Source organism: Streptomyces sp. NPDC002144 (genome assembly GCF_053593695.1).
This window is the reverse complement of sequence record NZ_JBSFDB010000005.1, coordinates 313,367-338,076: the sequence shown is the minus strand read 5'-3', so window position 1 is coordinate 338,076 and position 24,710 is coordinate 313,367. Positions and strand designations below refer to the sequence as shown.

Here is a 24,710-nt window from a genome sequence, read left to right as displayed (position 1 = left end):
GTACGACCCTCAGAGAAGTCTGTGAGGCAGCTTCAGGTGCCCCCAGAGGTTTCTGAGGAGTTCCTTTAGGCGGTGAGGCGGGCGATCGCCTCGTCCACCGTCAGCTCCTCGCGCTCACCGGTCCTGCGGTCCTTGAGCTCCAGGACGCCCTCGGCGGAGCGGCGCCCGGCGACCAGGATCTGCGGTACGCCGATGAGCTCGGAGTCGGTGAACTTCACGCCCGGGGAGACGCCGGCGCGGTCGTCGACGAGGACGCGCAGGCCCGCGGCGCGGAGCTTCTCGGAGACCTCCAGGGCCAGTTCGGTCTGCAGGGCCTTGCCGGCGGCGACGACGTGGACGTCGGCGGGCGCGACCTCCTTCGGCCACACCAGGCCCTTGTCGTCGGCGGTCTGCTCGGCGAGCGCGGCGACGGCGCGGGAGACGCCGATGCCGTAGGAGCCCATGGTCACGCGGACCGGCTTGCCGTTCTGGCCGAGGACGTCGAGCTTGAGCGCGTCGGCGTACTTGCGGCCGAGCTGGAAGATGTGGCCGATCTCGATGGCGCGGTCCAGCTTCAGTCCGGTGCCGCACTTGGGGCAGGGGTCGCCCTCCTGGACGACCACGACGTCGACGTACTCGTCGACCTGGAAGTCCCGTCCGGCGACGACGTTCTTGGCGTGCGTGTGGGCCTTGTTGGCGCCGGTGATCCAGGCCGTGCCGGGGGCCACGCGCGGGTCGGCGATGTACCTGACCTTCTCGCCGCGGCCCTGCGGGCCGACGTAGCCGCGGACCAGGTCCGGGCGGCCGGCGAAGTCGGCCTCGGTCACCATCTCGACGACCGCCGGGGCGAAGTGCGCCTCGACCTTGTCCATGTCGACCTCGCGGTCGCCGGGGACGCCGACGGCGACGATCTCGCCGTCGACCTTGACGAGGAGGTTCTTGAGGGTGGCGGAGGCCTCGACGCCGAGGTGGGCGGCGAGGGTCTCGATGGTCGGGGTGTCCGGGGTGGGGATCTCCTCGAGCGCGGGCACGCCGTCGGCGTCCACCGGCTTCAGCTCGTAGGTGATCGCCTCGGTGTTGGCGGCGAAGTCGCAGTTGGGGCAGTCGGCGAAGGTGTCCTCGCCGGCCCCGGCCGGGGCGAGGAACTCCTCCGACTTGGAGCCGCCCATGGCGCCGGCGGTGGCGGCGCAGATGCGGTAGTCGAGGCCGAGGCGCTCGAAGATCCGCTGGTAGGCCTGGCGGTGCAGGGCGTAGGACTGGGCGAGGCCCTCGTCCTCGGTGTCGAAGGAGTACGAGTCCTTCATCAGGAACTCGCGGCCGCGCAGGATGCCGGCCCGCGGGCGGGCCTCGTCGCGGTACTTGTGCTGGATCTGGTAGAGGATGACCGGCAGGTCCTTGTAGGAGGACGCCTGGTCCTTCACCAGCAGGGTGAAGATCTCCTCGTGGGTCGGGCCGAGGAGGTAGTCGCCGCCCTTGCGGTCCTTGAGGCGGAACAGCTCCTGGCCGTACTCGTCCCAGCGGCCGGTGGCGTCGTAGGGCTCCCGGGGCAGCAGGGCGGGGAGCAGGACCTCCTGGGCGCCGATCGCGTCCATCTCCTCACGGACGACGCGCTCGACGTTGGCCAGCACCTTCTTGCCGAGCGGCAGCCAGCTCCAGATGCCGGCCGCGGTGCGGCGGACATAACCGGCGCGGACGAGCAGCTTGTGGCTGAGGACCTCGGCGTCCGCCGGGTCGTCGCGCAGCGTCTTCGCCATCAACTGGGACATGCGCTGGACCGGTGCGTTGGCCATGGTTCTCGTACTCCTGCCGGGAAAGGGTGATGGCTAGGAGGTTAGCCGGGGTCGCTGTGCCGGTGGAAATCCGTTACCGGCGGCGCAGCGGGAGGGGGGCGCCCATCACGGCGTACGGCTTCGGGGCGCTGGGGAACAGGACGCGGCGGGCCAGGTCCTCGTAGCCGAGGGAGTGGTAGAGACCGCGGGCCGGGCTGTCGGTGTCGATCGCGGACAGGATCGAGCGGGGTTCGGCGGCGGCGTCGGTGATGGTGGTGATCAGGGAGCGGCCGATGCCCCGGTTCTGGTAGCGGGGGTGGACGTGCAGCTCGGTGATCACGAAGGAGTCGTCGAGCCAGGCGTCGTGCCCCTGGGCACGGAGGTAGGGCTCGACGACGGTCGACCACCAGTGGGTGCGGTCGTTCGGCATGCCGTACACGAACCCGACGAGCCGGCCGCCGCTGGTGGCGCCGAGGGCGCGGGCTCCGGGGTAGGTCATGTGGCGCAGGACGATCTGCCGGCGGACGGCCACCTCGTCCGCGCCGAGACCGAAGGCGACGGCCTGGACGGCGAGAGCCTCGTCTACGTGGGCGGGGAGGTCGAGGGGGCCGATGACGAGGTCCATGCGGGGGAGACTACAGGTCTCCCACCAGGCTCAGAACAGCACTGTGAACAGCGGCTAGAAGAGCACGCTCGTGAACGCGCCGACCTCCTGGAACCCCACCTTCAGGTAGGTCCGCCGCGCCGGGGTGTTGAAGTCGTTGACGTACAGGCTGACCACCGGCGCCACGTCGGCCAGGGCGTAGCGCAGGACCGCCGCCATGCCGGGTGCCGCGAGGCCCCTGCCCCGGTACTCGGGGGCCACCCAGACGCCCTGGATCTGGCAGGCCTGGGGGGTCGCCGCGCCGATCTCGGCCTTGAAGACGACCTTGCCGTGCTCGTCGAGGCGGGCGAAGGAGCGTCCGGCGCCGACGAGTTCGGCGACCCGGGCCTGGTAGAGCAGACCGCCGTCGCCGGCCAGCGGGGAGACGCCGACCTCCTCGGTGAACATCGCCACGCACGCCGGCATGATCGTTTCGATCTCGTCCTTGCGGATGCGACGGACGTACGGATCGGGGGCTATGTCGGCGGGCATGCGGTCGGCGACCATGAGCGGCTGGTGGGCGCGGACCTCGCGGGCCGGGCCCCAGCTGGGTTCGAGCAGCCGCCACAGCTGGGTGGTGGCCTCGGCGGGGCCGACGATGGAGGAGCAGCGGCGGCCGGCCCGGCGGGCGCGGTCGGCGAAGGAGCGCACGGCGCGCGGGGTGGCGCAGATGGGGACCAGGTTGGCGCCGGCGTAGCAGAGGGACGTGAGCATGCCGTCCTCGTAGAAGCCCCACATCTCGCCGCCGAGCCGCCACGGGTCGAGGCCGGCGACCTGGACGCGGGACGTCACGAAGGCGTTCGCGACCGGCTCGCGGTCGAGGACGGCGAGCGCGGCGTCCAGGTCGCTCGGTTCGAGCACTCGGGAGGTGGTCTGGGTCAACACGTGCGGGACCTCACGCTGAGGGTTCTGCTGATCTCCGCACTGTACCTGCCGAATGTGGGCCGCGCCGCCCCGTGCGGCGACGCGGCAGGGCCCGTGCGTCAGCCGTGGCTCGTGGGATGGCCGTAGCCGACCTGTATCTCGTCGATCCGCAGCTGCTGGTAGAACGCGGGCACGGTGGGGGCACCCCAGGTGGTGGGCACGTCGAGGCGGATGTACCGGGTGCGCAGAGCGGCGGGGAGGTCGATGAAGCGGATGCCGCGGGCGCTCTCCAGGACCCCGGCCTTCACCTCACTCCATGTCGTGCCGTCATCACTCACGGACACCGTGTAGTCCTTGATCCGCGCGGAGTCCTCCTTCCTGCCGAAGGTCTCCCGGTTGTATGTCGGCGACCATTCGCGCTGGTTGACGCCGAGGAAGGACGCCTTGCGGACGCGGCCGAGGTCGAGGGTGTAACCGGCGGGCAGGACGCCCTTGTTGTCGCTGTAGGTGGTGAAGTCGCCGTCGGTGAGGGCGGGATCGGAGGCCTTGACCACACCGGTCGGGTAGACGCCCTCGCGCACGGGTGCCGTACGGACCTTGAAGACGGTGTCGTAAGGATCCCAGTCGGTGACGCCCTTGATGGTGAGGGTGCCGCCCTGCTGGTCGAAGTGGAACCGCTTGCCGGTGCGCAGGTCGGTGATCCTCTCGATCCGGTAGCCGTTGTCACGGATGCGGACCTGGTCGCCGGAGGCCGGCTTCGTGGTGACGTGGACGTACTGGGTCGTGCGGTCGGTGCGGCTGACGGTGATGTAGCCGTAGGAGCCGTCGTTCCAACTGCCGGGCTGCATACCGCCGTACATGAACCCGCCGCCGTACACCCCGTGCAGGGACTGCCAGATGGGCGGGAGGTAGTCCTTCATCAGGTCGAGGAACTTCTCCTGCTGGGCGGGGAAGCGGCCGTTGACCATGGCGGTGAAGTCGGCGAGGGAGAGGATGGAGTTGCCCGCGTTGGCGATGTACCGGTCGACGTTGAGACCGGTCGACACCGGGCGGTCCTGGCCGTCGTACCACCAGCTGCCCGTGTCGGGGACCTTGTAGCAGGACTCGGTCAGGCGGGGCATCGGGGTCCAGATCGCCGACGGCTGGTCGTACGGCGGCGTCATGCCGACCTTCTGCTCATGGGACACCATGTCCATGATCGGGGTGTCCTCGTTGTTGTTGCTCAGGGTCATGTCCGGGCGCAACTGGCGGATCTGCTCGTAGAGCTGGTGCTGTTCCCAGTACTCGTTGTCGTTGTCGATCCAGAAGCCCGACAGCTTCGGGTACTTCTTCATGACCTCGAAGAAGTTGTCGTAGCTGAACTCGCCGAAGCCCTCACGGGTGGTGAGGTCGACGTCGTGGCCCTTGTAGGCCGAGTAGGCGGCGGAGTCGAGGGTCTCGATGCCCTGCTCGTTGTGCCACTTGGGGTCGTCGGTCATGTAGAGGATGACCTTCAGGCCCTTCTTGGCGGCCGCGCCGATGAGTTCACCGAGGATGTCCCGCTTGGTCGAGCAGGAGCCGGGGATCGCCGACGGCCAGGGGCGGGCGTAGCCGAGGCGGGAGTGGAAGGTGGCGAGGACGATGTAGCTCGCGCGGATCTTGCGGGCCTCGTCGACCCAGTAGTCCGGGTTCCAGCCGCCGTCGGTGACGTCCTTCTCCCAGCTCGCGCAGTCGAGGTGTTTGGGCGCGGTGAACATGCCCCAGTGCAGGAACATGCCGGCGGTGGCATTGCGCAGCATGGTCTGGCGGGGCGGGTACGCGGGGTGGTGCGCTGCCGCCGCCTGCGACGCGGGCGCGGCGAACAGGCCGCAGAGCAGGGCGAGTACGGCCACCCACAGCAGGTGGACGGTGCTCCGTGCGGGTCTCATGGATACGTGACCTCTGTTCCGTTGACGAACACTTTCCTCAGGACGAGATCCGGGGCGGACTCGATGACGTTCGGCTCGGCGATGCCCGTGAAGTCGCAACGCTCGATGCGGATGTGGCGGAAGGGGTCGGAGTCCAGGCCTTCGAGGTTGATGGCGCGGCGGGCGCCGTCGTGGACCATGTCCTGGACGTGGACGTTGCGGATGACCGCCGGGCGGTCGCCGGTCTGGCCGGAGTAGCGGGTGGTCAGGTAGACGCAGTCCCGGTCGATCTGCCGTCCGGTGAAGCGGCGGACGTACACGCCGTCGATGGCCCCGCCGCGCTTCTTGTTGGTCTTCAGGAAGACGGGATGCCGCGGGTTGTAACGGCCGGGGAAATCAAGGGGGTTGATGCGGCAGTCCTCGGCGAAGACGTCGTACACCCCGCCGGACATCTCGCTGCCCACGGCGATACCGCCCCACCGCCCGGAGAACACACAGTCGCGTACGACGATGTTCCGGCTCGGCGTGCCGACCCGCAGCCCGTCCTCGTCGCGCCCGGACTTGACGGCGATCGAGTCGTCCTCGGTGTGGAAGCGGCATCCGGTGATGTAGACGTCCTCGCAGCACTCGGGGTCGCAGCCGTCGCTGTTGTTGATGCGGCCGATGACGTCGACGTCCTGGACCAGGATGTTGCGGGACAGCACCGGGTGCAGGGTCCACATGGCCGGTTCGAGGACCGTGACATCGCGGATGAGGATGTTCCGGCAGCGGTAGAACTGGACCATGTTGGGGCGCAGATAGTGGCCGGCGCCGAAGACCCGCTCGGCGACGGGCACGCCCCGCTCGCCCATGCCGCGCAGCGCCTCCTGGTCGGCAGGGGCACCGCCGCCGGGGTCGCGCCAGCTCTTCCAGGGGCCCGCCATGCCCTGTCCGTCGAGGGTGCCGGGGCCGGTGATCGCCAGGTCGCGCTGGCCGTGGGCGTAGATGAAGGGCGAGTAGTTGTAGCACTCGGTGCCCTCGAAGCGGGTGAGGACGACCGGGAGGTAGTCGGCGGGGTCGGTGCTGAACAGGACCGTGCCCTCGACACGCAGGTCCACCCCGCTGAGCAGGTGGATCGCACCGGTGAGGAACACGCCCTCGGGGACGACGACATGGCCGCCCCCGGCCTCGTGGCAGGCCTCGACGGCCCGGCGGAAGGCGAGCGTGTTCTTGGTGGTGCCGTCGCCGACCGCGCCGTAGCGGCGGATGTCGAAGAAGCGGTGCGGGAAGGCGGGCGGCCGGATGCGGGCGAGGATGCGCGGGACGCGGGACCAGGGGTCGGCGGGGGCGCCCGAGGCCGGCGGCCTCGGCAGGGCGAGGGCGGCGCCGGACGCCTTCAGGAGCGTACGGCGTCTCATGGCGCCGTCACCTCCGTGCCGTTGACGGTGACGTGCCGTTCGGTGAGGTCGTCGGTGTACGTCACGCTGTCCGGGCCGCGGACCCCGGTGAAGTCGCAGTGGTCCAGGTGGACGCCGTGGAGGTGGTCGGTGGCGAGGCCCTCGAGGTTCAGGACCGCCTTCGCTCCGTCCAGGCGGGTGCGGCGGACGGTGATGTCCTCGACGGTGACCGGGAGGGTGCCGTTCTCACCGCCGTTGTAGTTGGCGGTGACGTAGACGGCCTCGCGGTCCACGTCCGTCCCCGTGAAGTCCCGGATGTGCACGCCGGAGACGAAGCCGCCACGCTTTTTGCTGGTCTTGACGTACAGCGGATACTTGACCGGGTAACGGCCGGGGAACTCGGGCGAGTTGACGACACACCGCTCGGCGAAGACGTTCCGTACCCCGCCCGACATCTCGCTGCCGACCGCGAGTCCGCCCCAACGCCCGGAGAATCGGCAGTCCTGCACGACGACGTTCTCACTGGGCACGCCGACACGCCGGCCGTCCTCGTCGCGCCCCGACTTCACGGCGATGCAGTCGTCGTTGGTGTCGAAGGAGCACTCGCTGATGTGCACGTCCCGGCAGGCCTCGGGGTCGCAGCCGTCGGTGTTGTAGAGGGTGCTGTCGACGGTGACGCGGCGGACGGTGACATTGCTGGACAGCACCGGGTGCACGGTCCACATCGGCGGGTCGACCAGCGTGACGTCGCTGACCAGGACGTTGCGGCAGCGGTGGAACTGGATCAGCTGGGGCCGCAGGTAGTGCCCGGCGCCGAAGACCCGCTCGGCGACCGGGACGCCCGAACTGCCCATCTGGCGCAGGAGTTTCTGGTCGGGCGACTGGAGCCTGCCGTCGCGGTACCAGCTCTCCCACGGGCCGAGCCGGGCCTGCCCGTCGATGATGCCGGTGCCGGTGACGGCGACGTTCTCGCAGCCGTGGGCATAGACGAACGGCGAGTAGTTCCAGCACTCGGTGCCCTCCCAGCGGGTGAGCACCGCGGGGAGGTAGTCGGCGGGGTCGGGGCTGAAGGCGATGACGGCGTTCTCGGTGACATGGAGGTCGACGTTGCTCCGCAGATGGATCGCCCCTGTCAGGTACCTGCCATCCGGTACGACGACCCGGCCGCCGCCCGCCTCATGAGCGGCGGCGACGGCCCGCCGGAACGCCTCGGTGCACGGGGTCACTCCCCCGGCGACGGCGCCGAAGTCCCGGATGTCGAAGCGGCGTCCGGGGAATCGCGGCGGCCTGATCCGGGCGAGGATGCCGGGCACCCGGGTCCAGGGGTCGGCGGGGGCCGCCTCGGCGGGCGGCGGCGTCAACAGCGGGGCGGCCGCGGCCAGGCCCCCCGCGGCGAGGGCGGTGCGTCGGGAGATACGGGCGGTGCGTCGGGGGAAACTTGCACGCAAGGGGGATCACCTGTTTCTGACGGACGGTGCGGGTTCGGTCCGGTCGGTCAGCCGTGGGCCTGCTCCTCCCTCACCCGGGTGACCAGCTGCGTCGGATTGACGAAGCGCAGCGCGATCACCAGCAGCACCAGCATCGACGCCGTGTACATCACGGCCATCGCGTCGATGGACTGCTGCGTACGGATGCCGGCCGAGAAGACGGCGTAGTAAAGGGCGACGACCAGCGTCTGGCTGTCCGGGCCCGCGGTCAGGAACGTCAGCTCGAACATGCCGACCGTGCGGACGAGGACCAGCACGGACGCGGCGAGGATGCCCGGCACCAGCAGCGGCGCGAGGACCCGCAGCAGCACGGACGCCGTCCGCGCCCCGCACATCCGCGCCGCCGCCTCGATGCGAGGGTCGATCTGCTCGATGAAAGGGGTCATGGTCAGCACCACGAACGGCACCGACGGCACGAGGTTCGCCAGCACGACCCCGGTCAGCGTGCCCGCCAGCTGGAACTTGTACAGCACGGTGGCGAGCGGGATGCCGTACGTCAGCGGCGGGACCAGGATCGGCAGCAGGAACAGCAACAGGACCAGCTTCTTGCCGGGGAAGTCGCGGCGGGCGAGCGCGTAGGCGGCCGGGACGCCGACGACCACCGACACCGCGACCACCAGCAGCGAGACCAGCGCGGTCGTCCAGAAGACCTGCCCCAGCGAGAACTCCCGCCAGGCCTCGCCGTACCACTTCGTCGTCCAGCCCTCGGGCAGCCAGCTGGTGAACCAGCGCGTGCCGAAGGAGTCGGCGAGCGGGACGCCCACGATCCCGGCGAGGTTGACCAGGAAGAGCCCGAAGACGAGCACGGCGGCCCAGGCACCGGGCTTGCGCCACCAGGGCCGCGGGCGCGCGGAGGCCTCCTTCGCCGGCGCGGGCACTTCGAGTACGTCGGTCATCAGCCCTTGCCTCCCGTCGCCCCGCGGTACAGCAGCGAGCGCCAGCCCAGCACCAGGACGACCACCGCGAGCATCACGGCGGCCATGACCATCGCGATCGCCGAGCCCAGCGAGTAGTCGAACTTCTGGAAGGCCGCCTGGTAGGCCTCGATGGAGATGACGTGCGTGGCGGCGCGCGGGTCACCGACCAGCTGCGCGGAGGGGAACACCGCGAAGGCCAGCACGAAGGAGAGACAGAAGGTGATCGCGAGACCGGGGGCGAGCAGCGGCAGCATGACGTGCCGGAAGCGGTGCCACCGTCCCGCGCCGAGCGTGGCCGCCGCCTGCTCCAGGCTGGGGTCGATGCCGGTGAGGTACGACAGCGTCAGCAGGTAGGAGAAGGGGAAGCCGGTGATGACCAGCGAGGCCAGAACTCCCCAGTAGTCGTGCACGAGTTGAAGGGGCTGATCGGTCAGGCCGAGACCGTGGAGGATCTTGTTGAGCCAGCCGCTGGGACCCAGGTAGCCGAGCAGGCCCTCGGCGGTGAGGACCGTGCCCAGCGTGATCGGCATGACCAGGATCGTGGTCAGCAGTCGGCGGCCGCGGAAGGGGCGGCGGGTACCGAAGGCGACGGGGACGGCCGCGAGGCAGTTGATCAGCGCGGCGGGCACGGCGAGCCTGAGGGTGATCCAGATCGTCTCGCGCAGATACGGATCGTCGAAGAACCGCCGGTAGTTGGCGAACGCTCCCCCGCCGTGCTGCGGCTGGAAGGAGAGCTGGAGGCCGTAGAGGAAGGGGTAGCAGAACAGCAGGACGAGGAAGACGACGCCGGGGAGCGCGAGCAACAGCGTGCGGTCGACCCCCCGTTCGGCGAGGCGATGGCGCAGGGCCGGCTTTCCCGTGCCGACGGCGCTCATGAGGCTGTCACCGCCTCCGGGTTGGCCGCCGCCGTCCGCGTACGGTCGTCGTCGGCCGCGAACAACAGCACCCGCTCCGCGGGCGCGGCCAGCCGCACCTCGTCGTCCGGGGCGAGCCGGGCGCGGGTACGGAAGTGGACCTGCCGGCCGTCCGACAGCGCCGCCTCGACGGCGAGTTCGCGACCGTGGTACTCGACGACCTCGACCCGGGCGGGCAGCCCCGCTCCCCCGTCGGCGACGACGTCCAGGTCCTCCGGGCGTACCGCAACCGTCACCCGGCCACCGGCGGCCGCACCGGACCGGTCCAGGCCGGTCAACCGGGTTCCGGCGAGGTCCACTCGGGCGTGCTCACCGTCGGTAGAGATGAGCGTCGCGTCGAGCATCGTGCGGTAACCCATGAACCCGGCGACATAACGGTTGGCCGGACGGGCGTACACCTCCTCGGGCGTGCCGATCTGCTGTGTGCGCCCGTCACGCAGCACGACCAGCCGGTCCGCCAGCGACAGAGCCTCCTCCTGGTCATGGGTGACGTACACCGTGGTGAGGCCGAGACGCCGGTGCAGGCGCTTGATCTCGGCGCGCATCTCCAGCCGCAGGGCCGCGTCCAGGTTGGACAGCGGCTCGTCCATCAGCACCAGACGCGGTTCGAGGACGACGGCCCGGGCGATGGCGACGCGCTGCTGCTGCCCACCGGACAGCTGCCCGGGCCGCTTGTGCGCGTGCTCGGTGAGATGCACCAGCTCAAGGGCCCGGTCGGTGCGTTCGGCCGCCTCCGCCTTCGGCACCCGGCCCATCCGCAGCCCGAAGGCGACGTTGCCGCGCACGGTCATGTGCGGGAAAAGGGCGTAGTTCTGGAAGACCATGCCGAACCCGCGCCGCTCAGGGGCCAGTTGGTCGATGCGCTCACCGTCCAGCAGGATCGCGCCGCCGGTCAGCGGCAGCAGCCCGGCCAGACAGTTGAGCGCGGTGGACTTGCCGCAGCCGGAGGGGCCGAGCAGCGCGACGAACTCGCCGCCCGAGATCTCCAACTCCAGCTCATGCAGCGCCTGATGACGTCCGAACCGGCGCGAGACACGCTCCAGGCGCAGGGTGTGGAACCGGGCCATGCGATCAACCGCCCGCCACGTTCCGGCTCCACAGGTCGAACGCGGTGACCTGCTGCTGGGCCGGGAGGGACGGCTTCTTCGGGAACTGGTCGATCCAGGAGTCGAAGTCCTTGTTCCCGTACGTGGCGATCGTCTGCCGCGACTTGGCGGGAGCCATCGACAGCGGTACGTCCTTCACCGCCGGGCCCGGGTAGAAGTAGCCGTCGTCGTACGCCTTCGCCTGCTGCTTCGGCGTCAGGATCCACTTGATCAGGTTGAGGTCGGCGGACATGACGTCCGCGCTCACGCCCTTCGGTACGACCGCGTACTGGGCGTCGGTCACCCACGTCATGTGGTCGAAGTGCGCGACCGCCATCTTCTTCGGGACGGTGCCGAGGGCGCGCGGGTTGATGTACCAGCCGGTGGTGCTCTGGATCATGTCGACCTGACCGGAGGCGAGGTTCTTCATCGTCTCGGTGGTCCCGGAGGCGTACGGCGCCGCGTACTTGTCAAGCTCCTTCAGATACGCCCAGGTCTTGTCCCAGCCGTGCTCGGGGTCGCTCGGGTCCTTGTCGCCGAGCAGGTACGGCAGCCCCATCAGCCAGGTGCGGCCGGGCCCGGAGTTGGCGGGGTCGGCGTACTGGTAGCGCTTGGGGTGGGCCTTGGCCCAGGCGAGCAGCTCCTGCGGGGTCCTCGGCGGGCTCTTGACCTTGTCCGGGTCGTACTCGACGAGCGGTCCGGACGGGTAGTAGACGATCGCCTGCCCCTTGCCCTGCGCCAGCTTGGCCATGTCGGCGGCCGGCGGGAGATAGTCGGGGCTGCCGATCAGGTCCTGGTGGGCGGCGAGGTCCGACCACAGGTTCTGCGAGAGACCGGCCGCGAGTCCGTCCGTGCCGGTGAGCACCAGGTCGATCTGGACCCGGCCGGCCTGCTGCTGCGCCTTGATCTTTCCGGCGAGGTCGGGCGCCGGGGCCTTGCCGTACGTCACCTTGCTGACGATGTCCGGGTGCTCCTTGCGGAACTCCTCGATCATCCCCTGGGTGAGCTGGAGGTTGCCCGCCACATCGAGGATGTCCAGGGCGACAGGCTTGGAGGGCTTGGCGGGAATCTTCTGATCCGCCCCCTTGTCATCGGATGACTTGTCGTCCGGAGCCCCGCAGGCAGCAACGACCCCCATGAGCAGCAGGGCCGCCACAGCGAGCCGTGGTGCGGGGTGTCGACGAGCTTGACGAGCTCTGGAGCTGTACTGCTTTCGGAACACGGCGGCTCCTGCAGGCGTCGGCCGGGTGGGGGCCCGGCAATGAGACAGCGCTTCCTCGGTCCGTGTGCTCGAACAAGGTCCTGCGAGACATCGGATCTGTCAAGGCGCTGAGCTCAGATTGGTCCGGACGAACCACGAACCCGCAGCTCAACGGGGAGCGTTACCGATTCGATGCCTTCGTCGCCCGCCATCAGCCGGGCGAGCGCGTCGCCGGCCACGCGGCCGAGACCGCCGCGGGGTACCGCTACCGTGGTCAACGGCGGCGAGGAGTAACGGGCCAGGTCGATCTCGTCGAAGCCGGTCAGGGACAGCTCCCCGGGCACCCGTACGCCCATCTCGGTCAGCCGGGACAGCAGACCCAGGGCGACGAAGTCGTTGTAGGCGACGACCGCGGTGGCGGCGCTCTCGACGACGGCGGGCCCGGCGCCGTACCCCTCGTCCGTGGTGGATCCGCAGGCCAGGACGGTCACCTCCAGCCCGAAGGCCCGGGCCCCGGAGAGCGCCCGCAGCCGCTCCTTGTTGGCCCAGGAGCCCTGGGGGCCGGCGAGGTAGGCGACCTTGCGGTGGCCGAGCTGGGAGAGGTGCCCGCACAGCGCGAGCAGGCCCTGGTAGAAGTCCACGCACACGGAGGTCAGGGCGAGGCCGGGCTCCTGACGGTTGGCGACGAGCAGCGGGACACCGCGCGCGACGAGGGCGGCGAGTTCCTGCCGCGGCATCCGGGGCGAGGCGAGCAGCAGCCCGTCCGCGTACCGCATCAGCTCCTCGGCCAGCTCCCGCTCCACGCCCGGATCCTCGTCGGAGTCCATGACGACGACCCGCGCGCCGCGCTCCCGCGCGCTCGCGGAGAAGGTCTTGATCAGGTCGCTGAAGTGCGGGTTGGCGAGATCGGGCACGAGCACGCCGATACTCCCCGAACGCCCCCGGGCCAGCCCCTGGGCCGCCGCGCTCGGCCGGTACCCCAGCTCCTCGATGGCGAGCCGCACCCGGTCCGCGAGAACCGGGTCCACGGTCCCGATGCCGTTGAGCACCCGGGAGACGGTGGACACGGAGGCGTCGGCCGCGCGGGCCACATCCGCGATGGTGACGCGCTTGGCCCGCCCCCCACTCCGAGCCGACCGGGGTTCCCGCACCCGCGGGGGTTCCGCCATGGCCATCGGGCTCTCCCTCCGGTCGGTCCCGAGAAGGCCCGAGGGAGCGCTTTCTCGACGACGACGGCTACTGGGGAGAAGCTAGCGGTGGGGAGCCGGGTGGGGAAGATCCCGTGCCGGTGGTGGCGGGGCGGGGACGCGCGGTTCGGCCATGGCGGGGCGAGCCGGGCGGGACTGATGAAGCCGGGTCCGGCAGACGCGCCCCCGTAGGGGCGCGGGGAACTGCGCGACCAGCCACGACGAGACCCGCGGCCGGGTGGAAACGGCTGGACGTGCGGGGCGTCAGCCCTTGACCGACACCTCGGGCTCCCCCGACGCGACCCCGTCCTGTTCCATCTGCTCGGCCAGCTTCATGGCCTCCTCGATGAGGGTCTCCACGATCTTCGACTCGGGGACGGTCTTGATGACCTCGCCCTTGACGAAGATCTGCCCCTTGCCGTTGCCGGACGCGACGCCGAGGTCGGCCTCACGCGCCTCACCCGGACCGTTGACGACACACCCCATGACGGCCACCCGAAGCGGAACCTCCATCCCCGTGAGCCCCGCCGTGACCTCCTCCGCGAGCTTGTACACGTCCACCTGCGCGCGCCCGCAGGACGGACACGACACGATCTCCAGGCCCCGCTGCTTGAGGTTCAGGGACTCCAGGATCTGGTTGCCGACCTTGACCTCCTCGACCGGAGGGGCGCTCAGCGAGACCCGGATCGTGTCGCCGATGCCCTGCGAGAGCAGCGCGCCGAAGGCGACCGCAGACTTGATCGTGCCCTGGAAGGCCGGCCCCGCCTCGGTCACCCCGAGATGCAATGGGTAATCGCACTGCGCGGCGAGCTGCTTGTACGCCTCGATCATCACGACCGGGTCATTGTGCTTGACCGAGATCTTGATGTCCCGGAAGTCGTGCTCCTCGAAGAGCGACGCCTCCCACAGCGCGGACTCCACCAGCGCCTCGGGCGTCGCCTTGCCGTACTTCTGCAGCAGCCGCCGGTCGAGCGAGCCCGCGTTGACGCCGATCCGGATCGGCGTGCCGTGGTCCTTGGCGGCCCGCGCGATCTCCTTGACCTTGTCGTCGAACTGCTTGATGTTCCCGGGGTTCACCCGCACCGCGGCGCAGCCGGCCTCGATGGCCGCGAAGACGTACTTCGGCTGGAAGTGGATGTCGGCGATGACCGGGATCTGCGACTTGCGGGCGATCGTCGCGAGCGCGTCCGCGTCGTCCTGCGTGGGGCACGCCACCCGCACGATCTGGCAGCCGGACGCCGTCAGCTCGGCGATCTGCTGCAGGGTCGCGCCGACGTCGGAGGTACGGGTCGTGGTCATGGACTGCACGGACACGGGCGCGTCACCGCCCACCGCCACGGACCCGACCTGGATCTGCCGGCTCTTCCGACGCTCGGCAACCCTGGTCGGAACGGACGGCATGCCGAGAGAAATCGCAGTCATCTGCTGTGCAACCCCAAGTCGTGGATCAAGATCCGGTCCCGTCAGCAGCGGGCTCCGAACATCGAGATTACGGCACGGACATGAACGCGAGCACACGGCGGCCCGACGATCCGCCCGATGGTGTCCCTGACAGCCGCACCGGGCATGACGCGCGCTCCGGAGGACAGGATCTCCGGTTGCGCGCCATGCCCGGTCGCACGGGGGGCTCAGCAGAGAGTGTCGACGTCCAGGTCGGTGCGGACGGCCAGTGCGGGGGCGGCCTCGTAACCCAGGACCGGTGTGCCCTTCCTCTCCCCACCAAGGAACTTCACAACGTCCTGCCACACGTCATCCGCCAACAAGGTTCGTTGCCTGCACCGCACCTTGTCGGGGGTACCGAATCGTTCCGGGAGATCAAGTCCAGCGGTGGCCGAAAATGGAGCGCCCCGTACTTGGAATATAAGCGGTGACAGCGGTGAGGCCGCCGCGCCCTTCACCCATGTGAGCTACACGAGTGAAGGGCGCGGCACCGATTCGCAGTGACAGAAAATGACCGCTTCTTAGGTCAATCGGACCGGATTAACTACGTCGGCGATCAGGACGAGAAGGGTAAAGCAAACAAAGATCCCCGCCACCACATAAGCCACCGGCATCAGCTTCGCCACGTCGAAGGGGCCCGGGTCCGGGCGCTTGAGGAGCCTGGCCAGGTTTCGGCGGAGGGACTCCCACAGGGCGCCCGCGATGTGGCCGCCGTCCAGGGGGAGCAGCGGGAGCATGTTGAAGAGGAACAGGGAGAGGTTGAAGCCGCCGACCAACATGACGAACATCGCCAGTTGCTGGGTGGCCGGGACGTCCAGCGTGAAGATCTCGCCGCCGACGCGGGCCGCGCCGACCACGCCCATCGGGGAGTCGGGGGCGCGTTTGCCGCCGTCGAACGCGGCGTCCCAGAGGCCGGGGATCTTGCCGGGCAGGGCGGCGATGGAGTCGACGGCGTCGCCGACGCGGTCGCCCATCCAGGTCAGCGACTGGCCGAAGTCCTGCTTGACGATGCCGGTGGCGGCGCTGAAGCCGAGGAAGCCGGCGCTCACGTACTTGCCCTGGACGATCTGGCCGCTGGAGTCCTTCTTGGCGACCTGGTTGGTGGCGATGGTGGCGTGGAGGGTGACCTCCTTGCCCTTGCGGTCGACGACGATCGCGACGGGCTTGCCGGGGTCGGAGCGGATCAGGTCGGACAGCTTGTTCCAGTCGTCGGTCCGTACGCCGTCGAAGGAGACGATCTTGTCGCCGGGCTTGAGGCCCGCGGCGGCGGCCGGGGAGGCGGGGTCGCCCTTCTTGCAGGAGTCGCGGTTCTCGCTCTGGGCGATCACGCACTGGGAGACGGAGCTGACGGTGGTGGTCTGCTGGGAGATGCCGAAGCCCATCAGGACGGTGAGGAAGAGGGCGACGGCGAGGATCAGGTTCATGAAGGGGCCCGCGAACATCACGATGACCCGCTTCCAGGGGGCGCGGGTGTAGAAGAGGCGGGTCTCGTCGCCGGGGCGCAGTTCCTCGAAGGCGGCGGAGCGGGCGTCCTCGATCATGCCGCGCCAGGGTGAGGTGGAGCGTGCGGTGATCTTGCCGTCGTCGCCGGGCGGGAACATGCCGATCATGCGGATGTAGCCGCCGAAGGGGACGGCCTTGATGCCGTACTCGGTCTCGCCCTTCTTGCGTGACCAGATGGTCGGGCCGAAGCCGACCATGTACTGGGGCACGCGGATGCCGAAGAGTTTGGCCGTGGACAGGTGCCCCAGCTCGTGCCAGGCGATCGAGATCAGCAGGCCGAACGCGAAGACGACTATGCCGAGGATCATCATCAGGGTCGTCATGCACGCGCCTCCGCGGTCGCCGTGGTCTGCGTCAGTTCCCTCGCCCGGGCTCGTGCCCAGGTCTCCGCTTCGAGGACGTCCGACACGGTGAGTGAGGTTCCCGTACGCGGTGTGCCGTGTTCCTCGACCACCCGCGTGACGGTTTCCATGATCCCGTTGAAGGGGAGCGCGCCGGTGCGGAAGGCCTCGACGCTCTCCTCGTTGGCCGCATTGAACACCGCCGGGGCGGTGCCCGCGAGTTCTCCGACGTGCCGGGCGAGGTTCACCGAGGGGAAGGCGTCGTTGTCGAGGGGGAAGAACTCCCAGGTCGACGCCTTGCTCCAGTCGAAGGCGGGTGCCGCGTCCGGGACGCGTTCGGGCCAGCCGAGGCCGATGGCGATGGGCCCGCGCATGTCGGGGGGTGTCGCCTGGGCGATCGTCGATCCGTCCGTGAACTCAATCATCGAGTGGACATACGACTGGGGGTGCACGACCACCTCAATGCGGCTGAAGGGAATGTCGTAGAGGAGGTGGGCCTCGATCACCTCCAGTCCCTTGTTGACGAGGGTCGCGGAGTTGATCGTGATGACGGGGCCCATGGCCCAGGTGGGGTGGGCGAGGGCGTCCTCGACGGTCACCCGGGCGAGGTCGGCCTTGGTACGGCCGCGGAAGGGGCCGCCGGACGCGGTGACGACCAGTTTGCGTACGTCGGCCCGGGTGCCGGAGGCCAGCGCCTGGAAGAGGGCGGCGTGTTCGGAGTCGACGGGGATGATCTGGCCGGGCTTGGCGAGGGCCTTGACGAGGGGGCCGCCGACGATGAGCGATTCCTTGTTGGCGAGCGCGAGGGTGCGGCCGGCTTCCAGGGCGGCGAGGGTGGGGGCGAGTCCGATGGAGCCGGTGATGCCGTTGAGCACGGTGTGGCAGTCGGCGGCGGCGAGGTGGGTGGCCGCGGCGGGGCCGGCGAGGATCTCGGGGAGCGGTTCGCCGGGGCCGTACAGGCTTGTGAGTGCCTCGCGCAGCTGGGGTACGACGTCTTCGCGGGCGACCGCGACGGTCCGTACCCGGAGCTGGTGCGCCTGCTCGGCGAGGAGGGCGACGCGGCCGCCGTTGGCGGAGAGGCCGGTGACCCGGAAGCGGTCGGGGTTGCGCCGTACGAGGTCGATGGCCTGGGTGCCGATCGACCCGGTGGAGCCGAGGATCACCACGTCCTTCGGGCCGCTGCCCGCCACGGGGTCGTAGACGAGGTGCGGGTCAGCGAGTGGGGATGGACTGTCGCTCATTCCTCCATTGTGGCCGTAAGGACAGTGTGTGAGGACAGCGCGTCCCCCTCGTCCCCCGCACGGGGGGTGAGGGGGACGCGTCTTCGTCCCTTCGGTCACCCTCACCCCCGAGCGTCTTCGTCCTTTCGGTCAGTCTCAGCCCCGAGCTTCTTCGTCGTGTCGGTCAGCCGATGGGGCGGTGGACGTTCTCCTTCTCGGAGGGGCCGGGGGCGGCCTCGGCGATCCAGGGGCCTTCGCCGGAGGGGTCGACGATGCCCTGTTCGAGCCATGCGTAGGTGCCGGACATGACGCCCTTGACGAGTTTGCGGTCGACGTCGTCGGTGTTGGTCCACAGCCGGTTGAAGAGTTCCTCGACGCGGATGCGGGCCTGGCGGCAGAAGACGTCGGCGAGCTGGTAGGCCTCGCGGCCGTGGTCGCCCTGGCTGCGCAGGAGTTCGGCGCGGACGCAGGCGGCGCTCATCGCGAACAGTTCGGCGCCGATGTCGACGATCCGGCCGAGGAAGCCCTGTTTGGTCTCCATCTTCCCCTGCCAGCGGGACATGGCGTAGAAGGTGGCGCGGGCGAGCTTGCGGGCGTGCCGTTCGACGTAGCGCAGGTGTACGGAGAGGTCGACCTCCCGCTTGAACTCGCTGTAGGAGGCGGGGAGTTGACCCGGCCCGGCGACGAGTTTCGGCAGCCACTTGGCGTAGAAGACGCCCGCGCCCATGCCTGCTTTGGCCTTGTCCTGGAGGGACTTGTCGGGGTCGATGAGGTCGCCGGCGACGGACAGGTGGGCGTCGACGGCCTCGCGGGCGATGAGGAGGTGCATGATCTCGGTTGAGCCCTCGAAGATGCGGTTGATGCGCAGGTCGCGCAGGACCTGTTCGGCGGGGACGGCGCGTTCGCCGCGGGCCCGGAGGGAGTCCGCCGTCTCGAAGCCGCGGCCGCCGCGGATCTGGACGAGTTCGTCGGCGATGAGCCAGCCCATCTCGGAGGCGTAGAGCTTGGCGAGGGCGCCTTCGATGCGGATGTCGTTGCGGTCCTCGTCGGCCATCTGGGAGGACAGGTCGAGTACGGCCTCCAGGGCGAAGGTGGTGGCGGCGATGAAGGAGATCTTGGCGCCGACGGCTTCGTGCTGGGCGATCGGCTTGCCCCACTGCTCGCGGGCGGCGGACCATTCGCGGGCGATCTTCAGGCACCACTTGCCGGCGGCGACGCAGGAGGCGGGGAGGGAGAGGCGGCCGGTGTTGAGGGTGGTGAGCGCGATCTTCAGGCCGGCGCCCTCGGGGCCGATGCGGTTGGCGGCGGGGACGCGGACCTGGTGGAAGCGGGTGACGCCGTTCTCGATGCCGCGCAGGCCCATGAAGGCGTTGCGGTTCTCGACGGTGATGCCGGGTGAGTTGGTCTCGACGACGAAGGCGGTGATGCCGCCCTTGTGGCCCTCGCTCCGGGGGACGCGGGCCATGACGACGAGGAGGTCGGCGACGACGCCGTTGGTGGTCCAGAGTTTGACGCCGTCGAGGACGTAGTCGTCGCCGTCGCGTACCGCGGTGGTGGCGAGGCGGGCGGGGTCGGAGCCGACGTCCGGTTCGGTGAGGAGGAAGGCGCTGATGTCGGTGCGGGCGCACCGGGGCAGGAACTGTTCCTTCTGTTCCTGGGTGCCGAACAACTTGAGCGGCTGGGGTACGCCGATCGACTGATGTGCCGAGAGCAGGACGCCGATGGCCGGGGACGCGGAGCCCGCCAGGGTGAGGGCCTTGTTGTAGTACACCTGGGTGAGGCCGAGGCCGCCGTACTTGGTGTCGATCTTCATGCCGAGGGCGCCGATCTCCTTGAGGCCGTTGATGACCTCGTCGGGGATGCGGCCCTCGCGTTCGATGAGGGCGCCGTCGACCTTGGTCTCGCAGAAGTCGCGGAGCTTGGCGAGGAACTCCTCGCCGCGCTGGGCGGCCTCGGTGGAGGGGGTGGGGTGGGGGTGGACCAGGTCGAGGCGGAAGCGGCCGAGGAACAGTTCCTTGGCGAAGCTGGGCTTGCGCCATTCCTGTTCCCGGGCCGCCTCGGCCACCTGGCGGGCCTCACGTTCGGAGACGGTGGGCTTGGTGGTACTGGCGGACATGCGGCTCACCTCGTCGCGAAGGGGGATCTTGGGCGTATTGGTTACCGACGGGTGCTACCCGATCGTATGTACCCGATACCGGGCGACCCCACCACCCTTCGCGCGGCCGTTCGGCCGAAGGGGTGTCTAGGCTGGCATCCACCGTTGTCGTGTTGGTGCGAGAAATGCTGTCGAAGCGCTTCGACAGACTATGGACACCCAGGGGCGGCAGAGCTAGTGTCGAACCACCCCCACACCCACCCCTGTCAGTCATGCGCACTGTCGAAGCGCTTCACACCGCTTGGAGAGCTGGATGGTCACCCTCGCCGAGGTCGCCCAGCACGCCGGAGTCTCGGCGAGCACGGTGAGCTATGTCCTCAGCGGCAAGCGGTCCATCTCCGCGACCACCCGGCAGCGGGTCGAGCAGAGCATCCGCGAGCTCGGCTACCACCCGAACGCGGGCGCCCGGGCGCTCGCCAGCAGCAGGTCGAACATCATCGCGCTGATGGTCCCGCTGCGCACCGACATGTATGTGCCGGTGATGATGGAGATCGCCATTGCGGTGGCCACGACGGCCCGCACCCATGGGTACGACGTGCTGCTGCTGACCGGCGAGGAGGGCCCGGACGCCGTCCGCCGGGTCACTGGCAGCGGGCTGGCGGACGCGATGATCCTGATGGACGTCGAACTCGACGACGTGCGGCTGCCGTTGCTGCGCGGCACCGACCAGCCGTCGGTGCTGATCGGGCTGCCCGCCGAGACGACCGGTCTGACCTGTGTCGACCTGGACTTCCGGGCGACGGGCGCGCTGTGTGTGGAGCATCTGGCGATGCTCGGTCACCGTGACATCGCTGTCATAGGCGAGGCCCCGGCGGTCTACGAGCGGCACACCGGTTTCGCGGAGCGCACGCTGGACGGACTCCGTTCGCGCGCCCGGGAGTTGGGGGTGCGGCTGCTGCACCGGCCGTGCGAGGGCGGGTACGACGCGATGGCCGTGACGCTCGCCCGCATCCTGGACGAGCGCCCGGGCACCACCGGGTTCGTCGTGCAGAACGAGTCGGCGGTGGAGCCCCTGCTCGCCCTGTTGCGTCAGCAGGGCCGTGCCGTTCCCGAGGACGTGTCCGTGGTGGCGGTCTGTCCGGAACAGGTCGCCGTCCAGGCCTCGGTGCGGCTGACGTCCGTCGCCATCCCCGCGCAGGAGATGGGCCGGTACGCCGTGGAGCACCTCGTCGCCAAGCTCGACGGCCGGGGCACGGACGAAGTGGTGCTGATCGCACCCGAGTTGACGGTCCGGGCGAGTACGGGCCCGGCGCCTTCCGGCCGTACTTCCTGACCCCGCTTCCGGGTGCCCGCCGGCACCCGCACGAACTTCCGGGAGCACCCTTCGTGAACCAGCCCGCCGATCAGCGGCATCAGGTCAGCCTCGCGCAGTCGTCGCCCACCGTCGGCACCTTCCGTGAGCGGGACGGCGCGCTGGAGTGGAGCGGCCGCCAGGAGACCCTGCGCGTGGAGCCGTGGGGTCCGGACGCGGTCCGGGTGCGTGCCCGGCTCGGCGGGCCGGTCCTCGAGGGGCTGCCGGGCGCGCTGCTCGACGCGGCGCCGGCCACCGAGAGCAGCATCAAGATCGGTGACGGGGAGGGGCGGTTGACCGTCGGCGCGCTGACCGTCGAGGTGAGCGCCGAGGGCCTGCTCCGTTTCCTGCGCACCGAGGACGGCGGCGAGGTGCTGGCGGAGGAGCGCGCCCATTTCTGGTGGCCGGGGTCGCGGCTGTACACGGCCGTGGGCAACGGCCACCACCGTCTCGAGCAGCGCTTCGCCGCCTACGACGACGAGCGGCTGTACGGGCTGGGCCAGCACCAGCACGGCCGCTTCGACCAGAAGGGGCTGGTCCTGGATCTGGTGCAGCGCAATGCCGAGGTCGGCATCCCGGTGCTGTCCTCCAGCCGCGGCTACACCTTCCTGTGGAACAACCCGGCGATCGGCCGGGTTGAGCTGGCCGGGAACGGCACCCGGTGGGTGGCCGACTCGGCCCGGCAGATCGACTACTGGATCACCGCGGGGAGTCCGGCCGACGGTCAGCGCCGCTACAGCGCGGTGACGGGCCGGACGCCGATGCTGCCGGAGTGGGCGGCGGGCTTCTGGCAGTGCAAGCTGCGCTACCGGACGCAGGAGGAACTCCTGCGGGTGGCGCGGGAGTACAGGCGTCGGGGGCTGCCGATCTCGGCGATCGTGTGCGACTTCTTCCACTGGACGCACCTCGGCGAGTGGAGGTTCGACCCGGCCGAGTGGCCGGACCCGGCGGCGATGGTCCGTGAACTGGACGAGCTGGGCATCAAGTTGGTGGTCAGCGTGTGGCCGTCGGTGTCGCCGCTCAGCGAGAACCATCCGGTGATGGAGCAGCGCGGCTACTTCATCGGCACGCAGTACGGGCCGATGGCGCACGCCGACTGGCCGGACAAGGGGGTCGCGTCGACGGTCCAGGTGGCCTTCTACGACGCGACGAACCCTGAGGCGCGGGAATTCGTGTGGTCGAGGGTGCGGGACAACTACCTGCTGCCGTACGGCATCACGGCGTTCTGGCTGGACGCCTGTGAGCCCGAGCTGAAGCCGGGTTTCCAGGAGAACCTGCGGTACTGGGCGGGACCGGGGCTGGAGGTCGGCAACATCTATCCGGCCGAGAACTCCCGGACGTTCCACGAGGGTCTGCGGGCCGAGGGCGAGGAGGTCATCACCCTCAACCGCTCGGCGTGGGCGGGCAGTCAGCGCTATGGCGCCGCCCTGTGGTCCGGGGACATCGGCACGGACTTCGCGACGCTGCGGCGGCAGATCGCGGCGGGGCTGAACACCGCGCTGTCCGGCATCCCCTGGTGGAACACGGACATCGGCGGCTTCCACGGCGGCGACCCCGACGATCCGGCGTACCGCGAGGTCATGGTGCGCTGGTTCCAGTTCGGGGCGCTGTCCCCGCTGATGCGGCTGCACGGCTTCCGTGCCCCGGCGATGCCGCTCGGCCCGGAGATGACCGGCGGTCCGAACGAGGTCTGGTCGTACGGGGAGGAGGCGGGCGCGATCCTGGAGCGGTATCTGCGTCTGCGTGAGCGTCTGAGGCCGTACGTGCTGGAGGTCATGCGGGAGGCGCACGAGGAGGGGCTGCCGGTGATGCGGCCCCTGTTCCTGGAGTTCCCGGAGGACCCGGCGGCCTGGTCGGTCGACGACGCCTATCTGTTCGGACGGGACCTGCTGGTGGCCCCTGTGCTGGAGGCGGGCGGGACCACCCGCGGCACGTATCTGCCGGCGGGGTCGACATGGACGGACGCGTGGACGGGCGAGGTGTACGAGGGCGGTTCGCCGGTGACGGTCGACGCGCCGCTGGACCGTATCCCGCTGTTCCTGCGGGACGGGGCGCGGCTTCCGATCGCTGCGGACGAGCCACCGCGCCCCTGAGACCGGCGTGGCCGGATCCCGAGGTGTCAGTTACGGCAGACGGAGGCCAGGGACCGTACCAGTGCCCCCGTGTGCAGAAGGTCCGGGTGCTTGGCGGAGGAGACCTCGATGACCGCCACCGCGACGTCGGGGCGGCAGAGTGCCGTGCCGCGCTGCGGGGTGGAGTCGGCGACGGCCTGGACCAGGTCGGTGTTGATGCGGTTGATGGTCTGGCGGACGACGTTCAGGTCCGGCTTGGTGGTCGGCGCCTGGTCCGGGTGGGCCGTCCAGCGGGCGTAGAGGGCACGCTGGACGATCTTGTTGGCCTCGATCTGGTCGCGGAAGACGCGGCGGATCTCGTCGGGGTCGGCACCGATCCGCTGGGCCTGCGCGGCCGCCGTGTCCAGGACCTGCTGCTCTCGGGCCGGGTCGTCGATGGGGCTGTCGGTGCCCCACTTGGCGGCGGCCACCAGGTCGGCGGTGGCGACGCGTTCGGCGGCCAGGGAGACCACGGGAAGCAGCGGAGAGGACGTGGGGGCCGCCGTCGCGGTGCCCGGCAGGGCGAGCAGCGCGGCGGCGGCGATCGCTGTGGTGCTCAGGGGGGTGGTGATGCGCATGGGCTCATCAAACCCCAGCCCGCCGACCTTCGGGTCAACTGCTGCTGACACTCTCGCTGTTGACGGTGAAGTTCAGGCCACCGGAGGACGACGTGATCTCGAAGCCGAACTGCAGATCCCCGATGGTGACGTTGCCGAACCAGCCCTTGGTGTCCTTGATCCACTTCAGGATGGGCAGGACGTTGACCGTGCCGGAGGTCGAGTTCGAGGTGCGGACGAAGGAAAAGACCTCGTTGGAGCCGTTGTTGCCCTTGTAGACGGTCCAGGTGTGGCCGCCGAGCGTGACGTTGCCCTGCGAGGTGCCGAGCGGGCCCACGGCACCGGTCTTGTTGACCCAGAGCATGATCTCGTACTTGTAGCCGGTGTCCCAGATGTCGTACGACGTGTTGTAGGCGCCGGACGACGGGACCGAGACGTTGTAGCCGCTGGTGAGCGAGGCGAGCGAGGTGATCGACTTGTTGATCACCTTCTTGGCGTTGGGGTAGGACTTGATGCCGCCGGTGTTGGGGTGGTTGGCGTTGACGCCCCAGTTGGTGCCGGAGTTGGCCCAGATGCACTGGCTGCCGGCGCCGGAACCCCAGATGTTGTTGTAGAGCGTGTAGCCGTTCAGCGTGGTGTTGCCCCACTGGTCGCAGGAGCTCCAGACGGCGGCGGAGGCGGGGGCGGACGCGAGGCCGACGGTGGCGCCGAGGGCCATCGCCGGGGCCAGCACGGCCATGGTGACCTTGCGCAGGGTGCTGTGTGCCATGGTGTCCCTTCCATG

Annotated in this window: 20 protein-coding genes; 2 read left to right on the top strand and 18 right to left on the bottom strand. The window is 69.7% G+C overall.

Annotated features, from left to right (window positions below; translation table 11 throughout):
• Positions 1–65 precede the first annotated feature (65 nt).
• The 16 genes from ACWCQ1_RS10525 to ACWCQ1_RS10450 all read right to left on the bottom strand — a co-directional run bounded on the left by ACWCQ1_RS10525 (position 66) and on the right by ACWCQ1_RS10450 (position 19,928).
• Positions 66–1,769 (bottom strand): proline--tRNA ligase, encoded by a 1,704-nt coding sequence (locus ACWCQ1_RS10525; RefSeq protein ID WP_133047428.1) that lies wholly within the window; start codon positions 1,767–1,769, stop codon positions 66–68.
• Between the two features lie 73 nt (positions 1,770–1,842).
• On the bottom strand, positions 1,843–2,373 hold the full coding sequence (locus ACWCQ1_RS10520) for a GNAT family N-acetyltransferase (RefSeq protein WP_133047427.1): 531 nt from the start codon (positions 2,371–2,373) through the stop codon (positions 1,843–1,845).
• A gap of 54 nt (positions 2,374–2,427) precedes the next feature.
• Positions 2,428–3,276 carry a GNAT family N-acetyltransferase gene (locus ACWCQ1_RS10515; protein ID WP_133047426.1) on the bottom strand — a complete coding sequence of 283 codons (849 nt, stop codon included), beginning with the start codon at positions 3,274–3,276 and terminating at the stop codon, positions 2,428–2,430.
• Positions 3,277–3,374: 98 nt separating this feature from the next.
• Positions 3,375–5,162, bottom strand: a complete 1,788-nt coding sequence (locus ACWCQ1_RS10510) for an alpha-L-fucosidase (RefSeq protein WP_451026263.1) — start codon at positions 5,160–5,162, stop codon at positions 3,375–3,377.
• Complete coding sequence (locus ACWCQ1_RS10505) at positions 5,159–6,538, bottom strand: glycoside hydrolase family 28 protein (RefSeq protein ID WP_451026262.1); 1,380 nt, start codon at positions 6,536–6,538, stop codon at positions 5,159–5,161. The genes ACWCQ1_RS10510 and ACWCQ1_RS10505 overlap by 4 nt, the downstream gene beginning before the upstream one ends.
• Positions 6,535–7,965: a glycoside hydrolase family 28 protein gene (locus ACWCQ1_RS10500; protein WP_451026261.1), complete on the bottom strand. Its 1,431-nt coding sequence runs from the start codon at positions 7,963–7,965 to the stop codon at positions 6,535–6,537. The genes ACWCQ1_RS10505 and ACWCQ1_RS10500 overlap by 4 nt, the downstream gene beginning before the upstream one ends.
• A 47-nt stretch (positions 7,966–8,012) precedes the next feature.
• The gene (locus tag ACWCQ1_RS10495; RefSeq protein ID WP_358595915.1) at positions 8,013–8,900 is read right to left on the bottom strand and encodes an ABC transporter permease; all 888 of its coding nucleotides are present in this window, start codon (positions 8,898–8,900) and stop codon (positions 8,013–8,015) included.
• Positions 8,900–9,796 carry an ABC transporter permease gene (locus ACWCQ1_RS10490; RefSeq protein ID WP_451026260.1) on the bottom strand — a complete coding sequence of 299 codons (897 nt, stop codon included), beginning with the start codon at positions 9,794–9,796 and terminating at the stop codon, positions 8,900–8,902. The genes ACWCQ1_RS10495 and ACWCQ1_RS10490 overlap by 1 nt, the downstream gene beginning before the upstream one ends.
• The gene (locus ACWCQ1_RS10485; protein WP_358595909.1) at positions 9,793–10,902 is read right to left on the bottom strand and encodes an ABC transporter ATP-binding protein; all 1,110 of its coding nucleotides are present in this window, start codon (positions 10,900–10,902) and stop codon (positions 9,793–9,795) included. Before ACWCQ1_RS10485 ends, ACWCQ1_RS10490 begins: the two co-directional genes overlap by 4 nt.
• A 4-nt stretch (positions 10,903–10,906) precedes the next feature.
• The gene (locus ACWCQ1_RS10480) at positions 10,907–12,058 is read right to left on the bottom strand and encodes an ABC transporter substrate-binding protein (RefSeq protein WP_358595906.1); all 1,152 of its coding nucleotides are present in this window, start codon (positions 12,056–12,058) and stop codon (positions 10,907–10,909) included.
• 197 nt (positions 12,059–12,255) lie between these two features.
• Complete coding sequence (locus tag ACWCQ1_RS10475; RefSeq protein ID WP_451026259.1) at positions 12,256–13,296, bottom strand: LacI family DNA-binding transcriptional regulator; 1,041 nt, start codon at positions 13,294–13,296, stop codon at positions 12,256–12,258.
• A 276-nt stretch (positions 13,297–13,572) separates the two neighbouring features.
• Positions 13,573–14,730 carry a flavodoxin-dependent (E)-4-hydroxy-3-methylbut-2-enyl-diphosphate synthase gene (gene ispG, locus ACWCQ1_RS10470; RefSeq protein ID WP_133047418.1) on the bottom strand — a complete coding sequence of 386 codons (1,158 nt, stop codon included), beginning with the start codon at positions 14,728–14,730 and terminating at the stop codon, positions 13,573–13,575.
• 206 nt (positions 14,731–14,936) lie between these two features.
• Positions 14,937–15,068, bottom strand: coding sequence for a hypothetical protein (locus tag ACWCQ1_RS10465; protein WP_451026258.1), 132 nt, complete (start codon positions 15,066–15,068; stop codon positions 14,937–14,939).
• A gap of 201 nt (positions 15,069–15,269) precedes the next feature.
• A complete protein-coding gene (locus tag ACWCQ1_RS10460) occupies positions 15,270–16,562 on the bottom strand; it encodes a M50 family metallopeptidase (RefSeq protein ID WP_133047464.1) in 1,293 nt (430 codons plus the stop codon).
• A gap of 8 nt (positions 16,563–16,570) precedes the next feature.
• The gene (dxr, locus tag ACWCQ1_RS10455; RefSeq protein ID WP_358595902.1) at positions 16,571–17,833 is read right to left on the bottom strand and encodes a 1-deoxy-D-xylulose-5-phosphate reductoisomerase; all 1,263 of its coding nucleotides are present in this window, start codon (positions 17,831–17,833) and stop codon (positions 16,571–16,573) included.
• Between the two features lie 163 nt (positions 17,834–17,996).
• Positions 17,997–19,928 carry an acyl-CoA dehydrogenase family protein gene (locus tag ACWCQ1_RS10450; protein ID WP_358595899.1) on the bottom strand — a complete coding sequence of 644 codons (1,932 nt, stop codon included), beginning with the start codon at positions 19,926–19,928 and terminating at the stop codon, positions 17,997–17,999.
• A gap of 292 nt (positions 19,929–20,220) precedes the next feature.
• Between ACWCQ1_RS10450 and ACWCQ1_RS10445 the strand changes: the two genes are divergently transcribed.
• Both ACWCQ1_RS10445 and ACWCQ1_RS10440 read left to right on the top strand, forming a co-directional pair.
• Positions 20,221–21,240 carry a LacI family DNA-binding transcriptional regulator gene (locus ACWCQ1_RS10445; RefSeq protein ID WP_451026257.1) on the top strand — a complete coding sequence of 340 codons (1,020 nt, stop codon included), beginning with the start codon at positions 20,221–20,223 and terminating at the stop codon, positions 21,238–21,240.
• Positions 21,241–21,293: 53 nt separating this feature from the next.
• Positions 21,294–23,351 (top strand): glycoside hydrolase family 31 protein, encoded by a 2,058-nt coding sequence (locus ACWCQ1_RS10440; protein ID WP_451026256.1) that lies wholly within the window; start codon positions 21,294–21,296, stop codon positions 23,349–23,351.
• A 26-nt stretch (positions 23,352–23,377) separates the two neighbouring features.
• On the opposite strand, the gene ACWCQ1_RS10435 is transcribed toward ACWCQ1_RS10440, so the two are convergent.
• Together ACWCQ1_RS10435 and ACWCQ1_RS10430 are read right to left on the bottom strand one after the other, a co-directional pair.
• Positions 23,378–23,947 carry a chorismate mutase gene (locus tag ACWCQ1_RS10435; RefSeq protein ID WP_451026255.1) on the bottom strand — a complete coding sequence of 190 codons (570 nt, stop codon included), beginning with the start codon at positions 23,945–23,947 and terminating at the stop codon, positions 23,378–23,380.
• Between the two features lie 34 nt (positions 23,948–23,981).
• A complete protein-coding gene (locus ACWCQ1_RS10430) occupies positions 23,982–24,695 on the bottom strand; it encodes a glycoside hydrolase family 12 protein (protein WP_133047412.1) in 714 nt (237 codons plus the stop codon).
• Between the last annotated feature and the right edge of the window lie 15 nt (positions 24,696–24,710).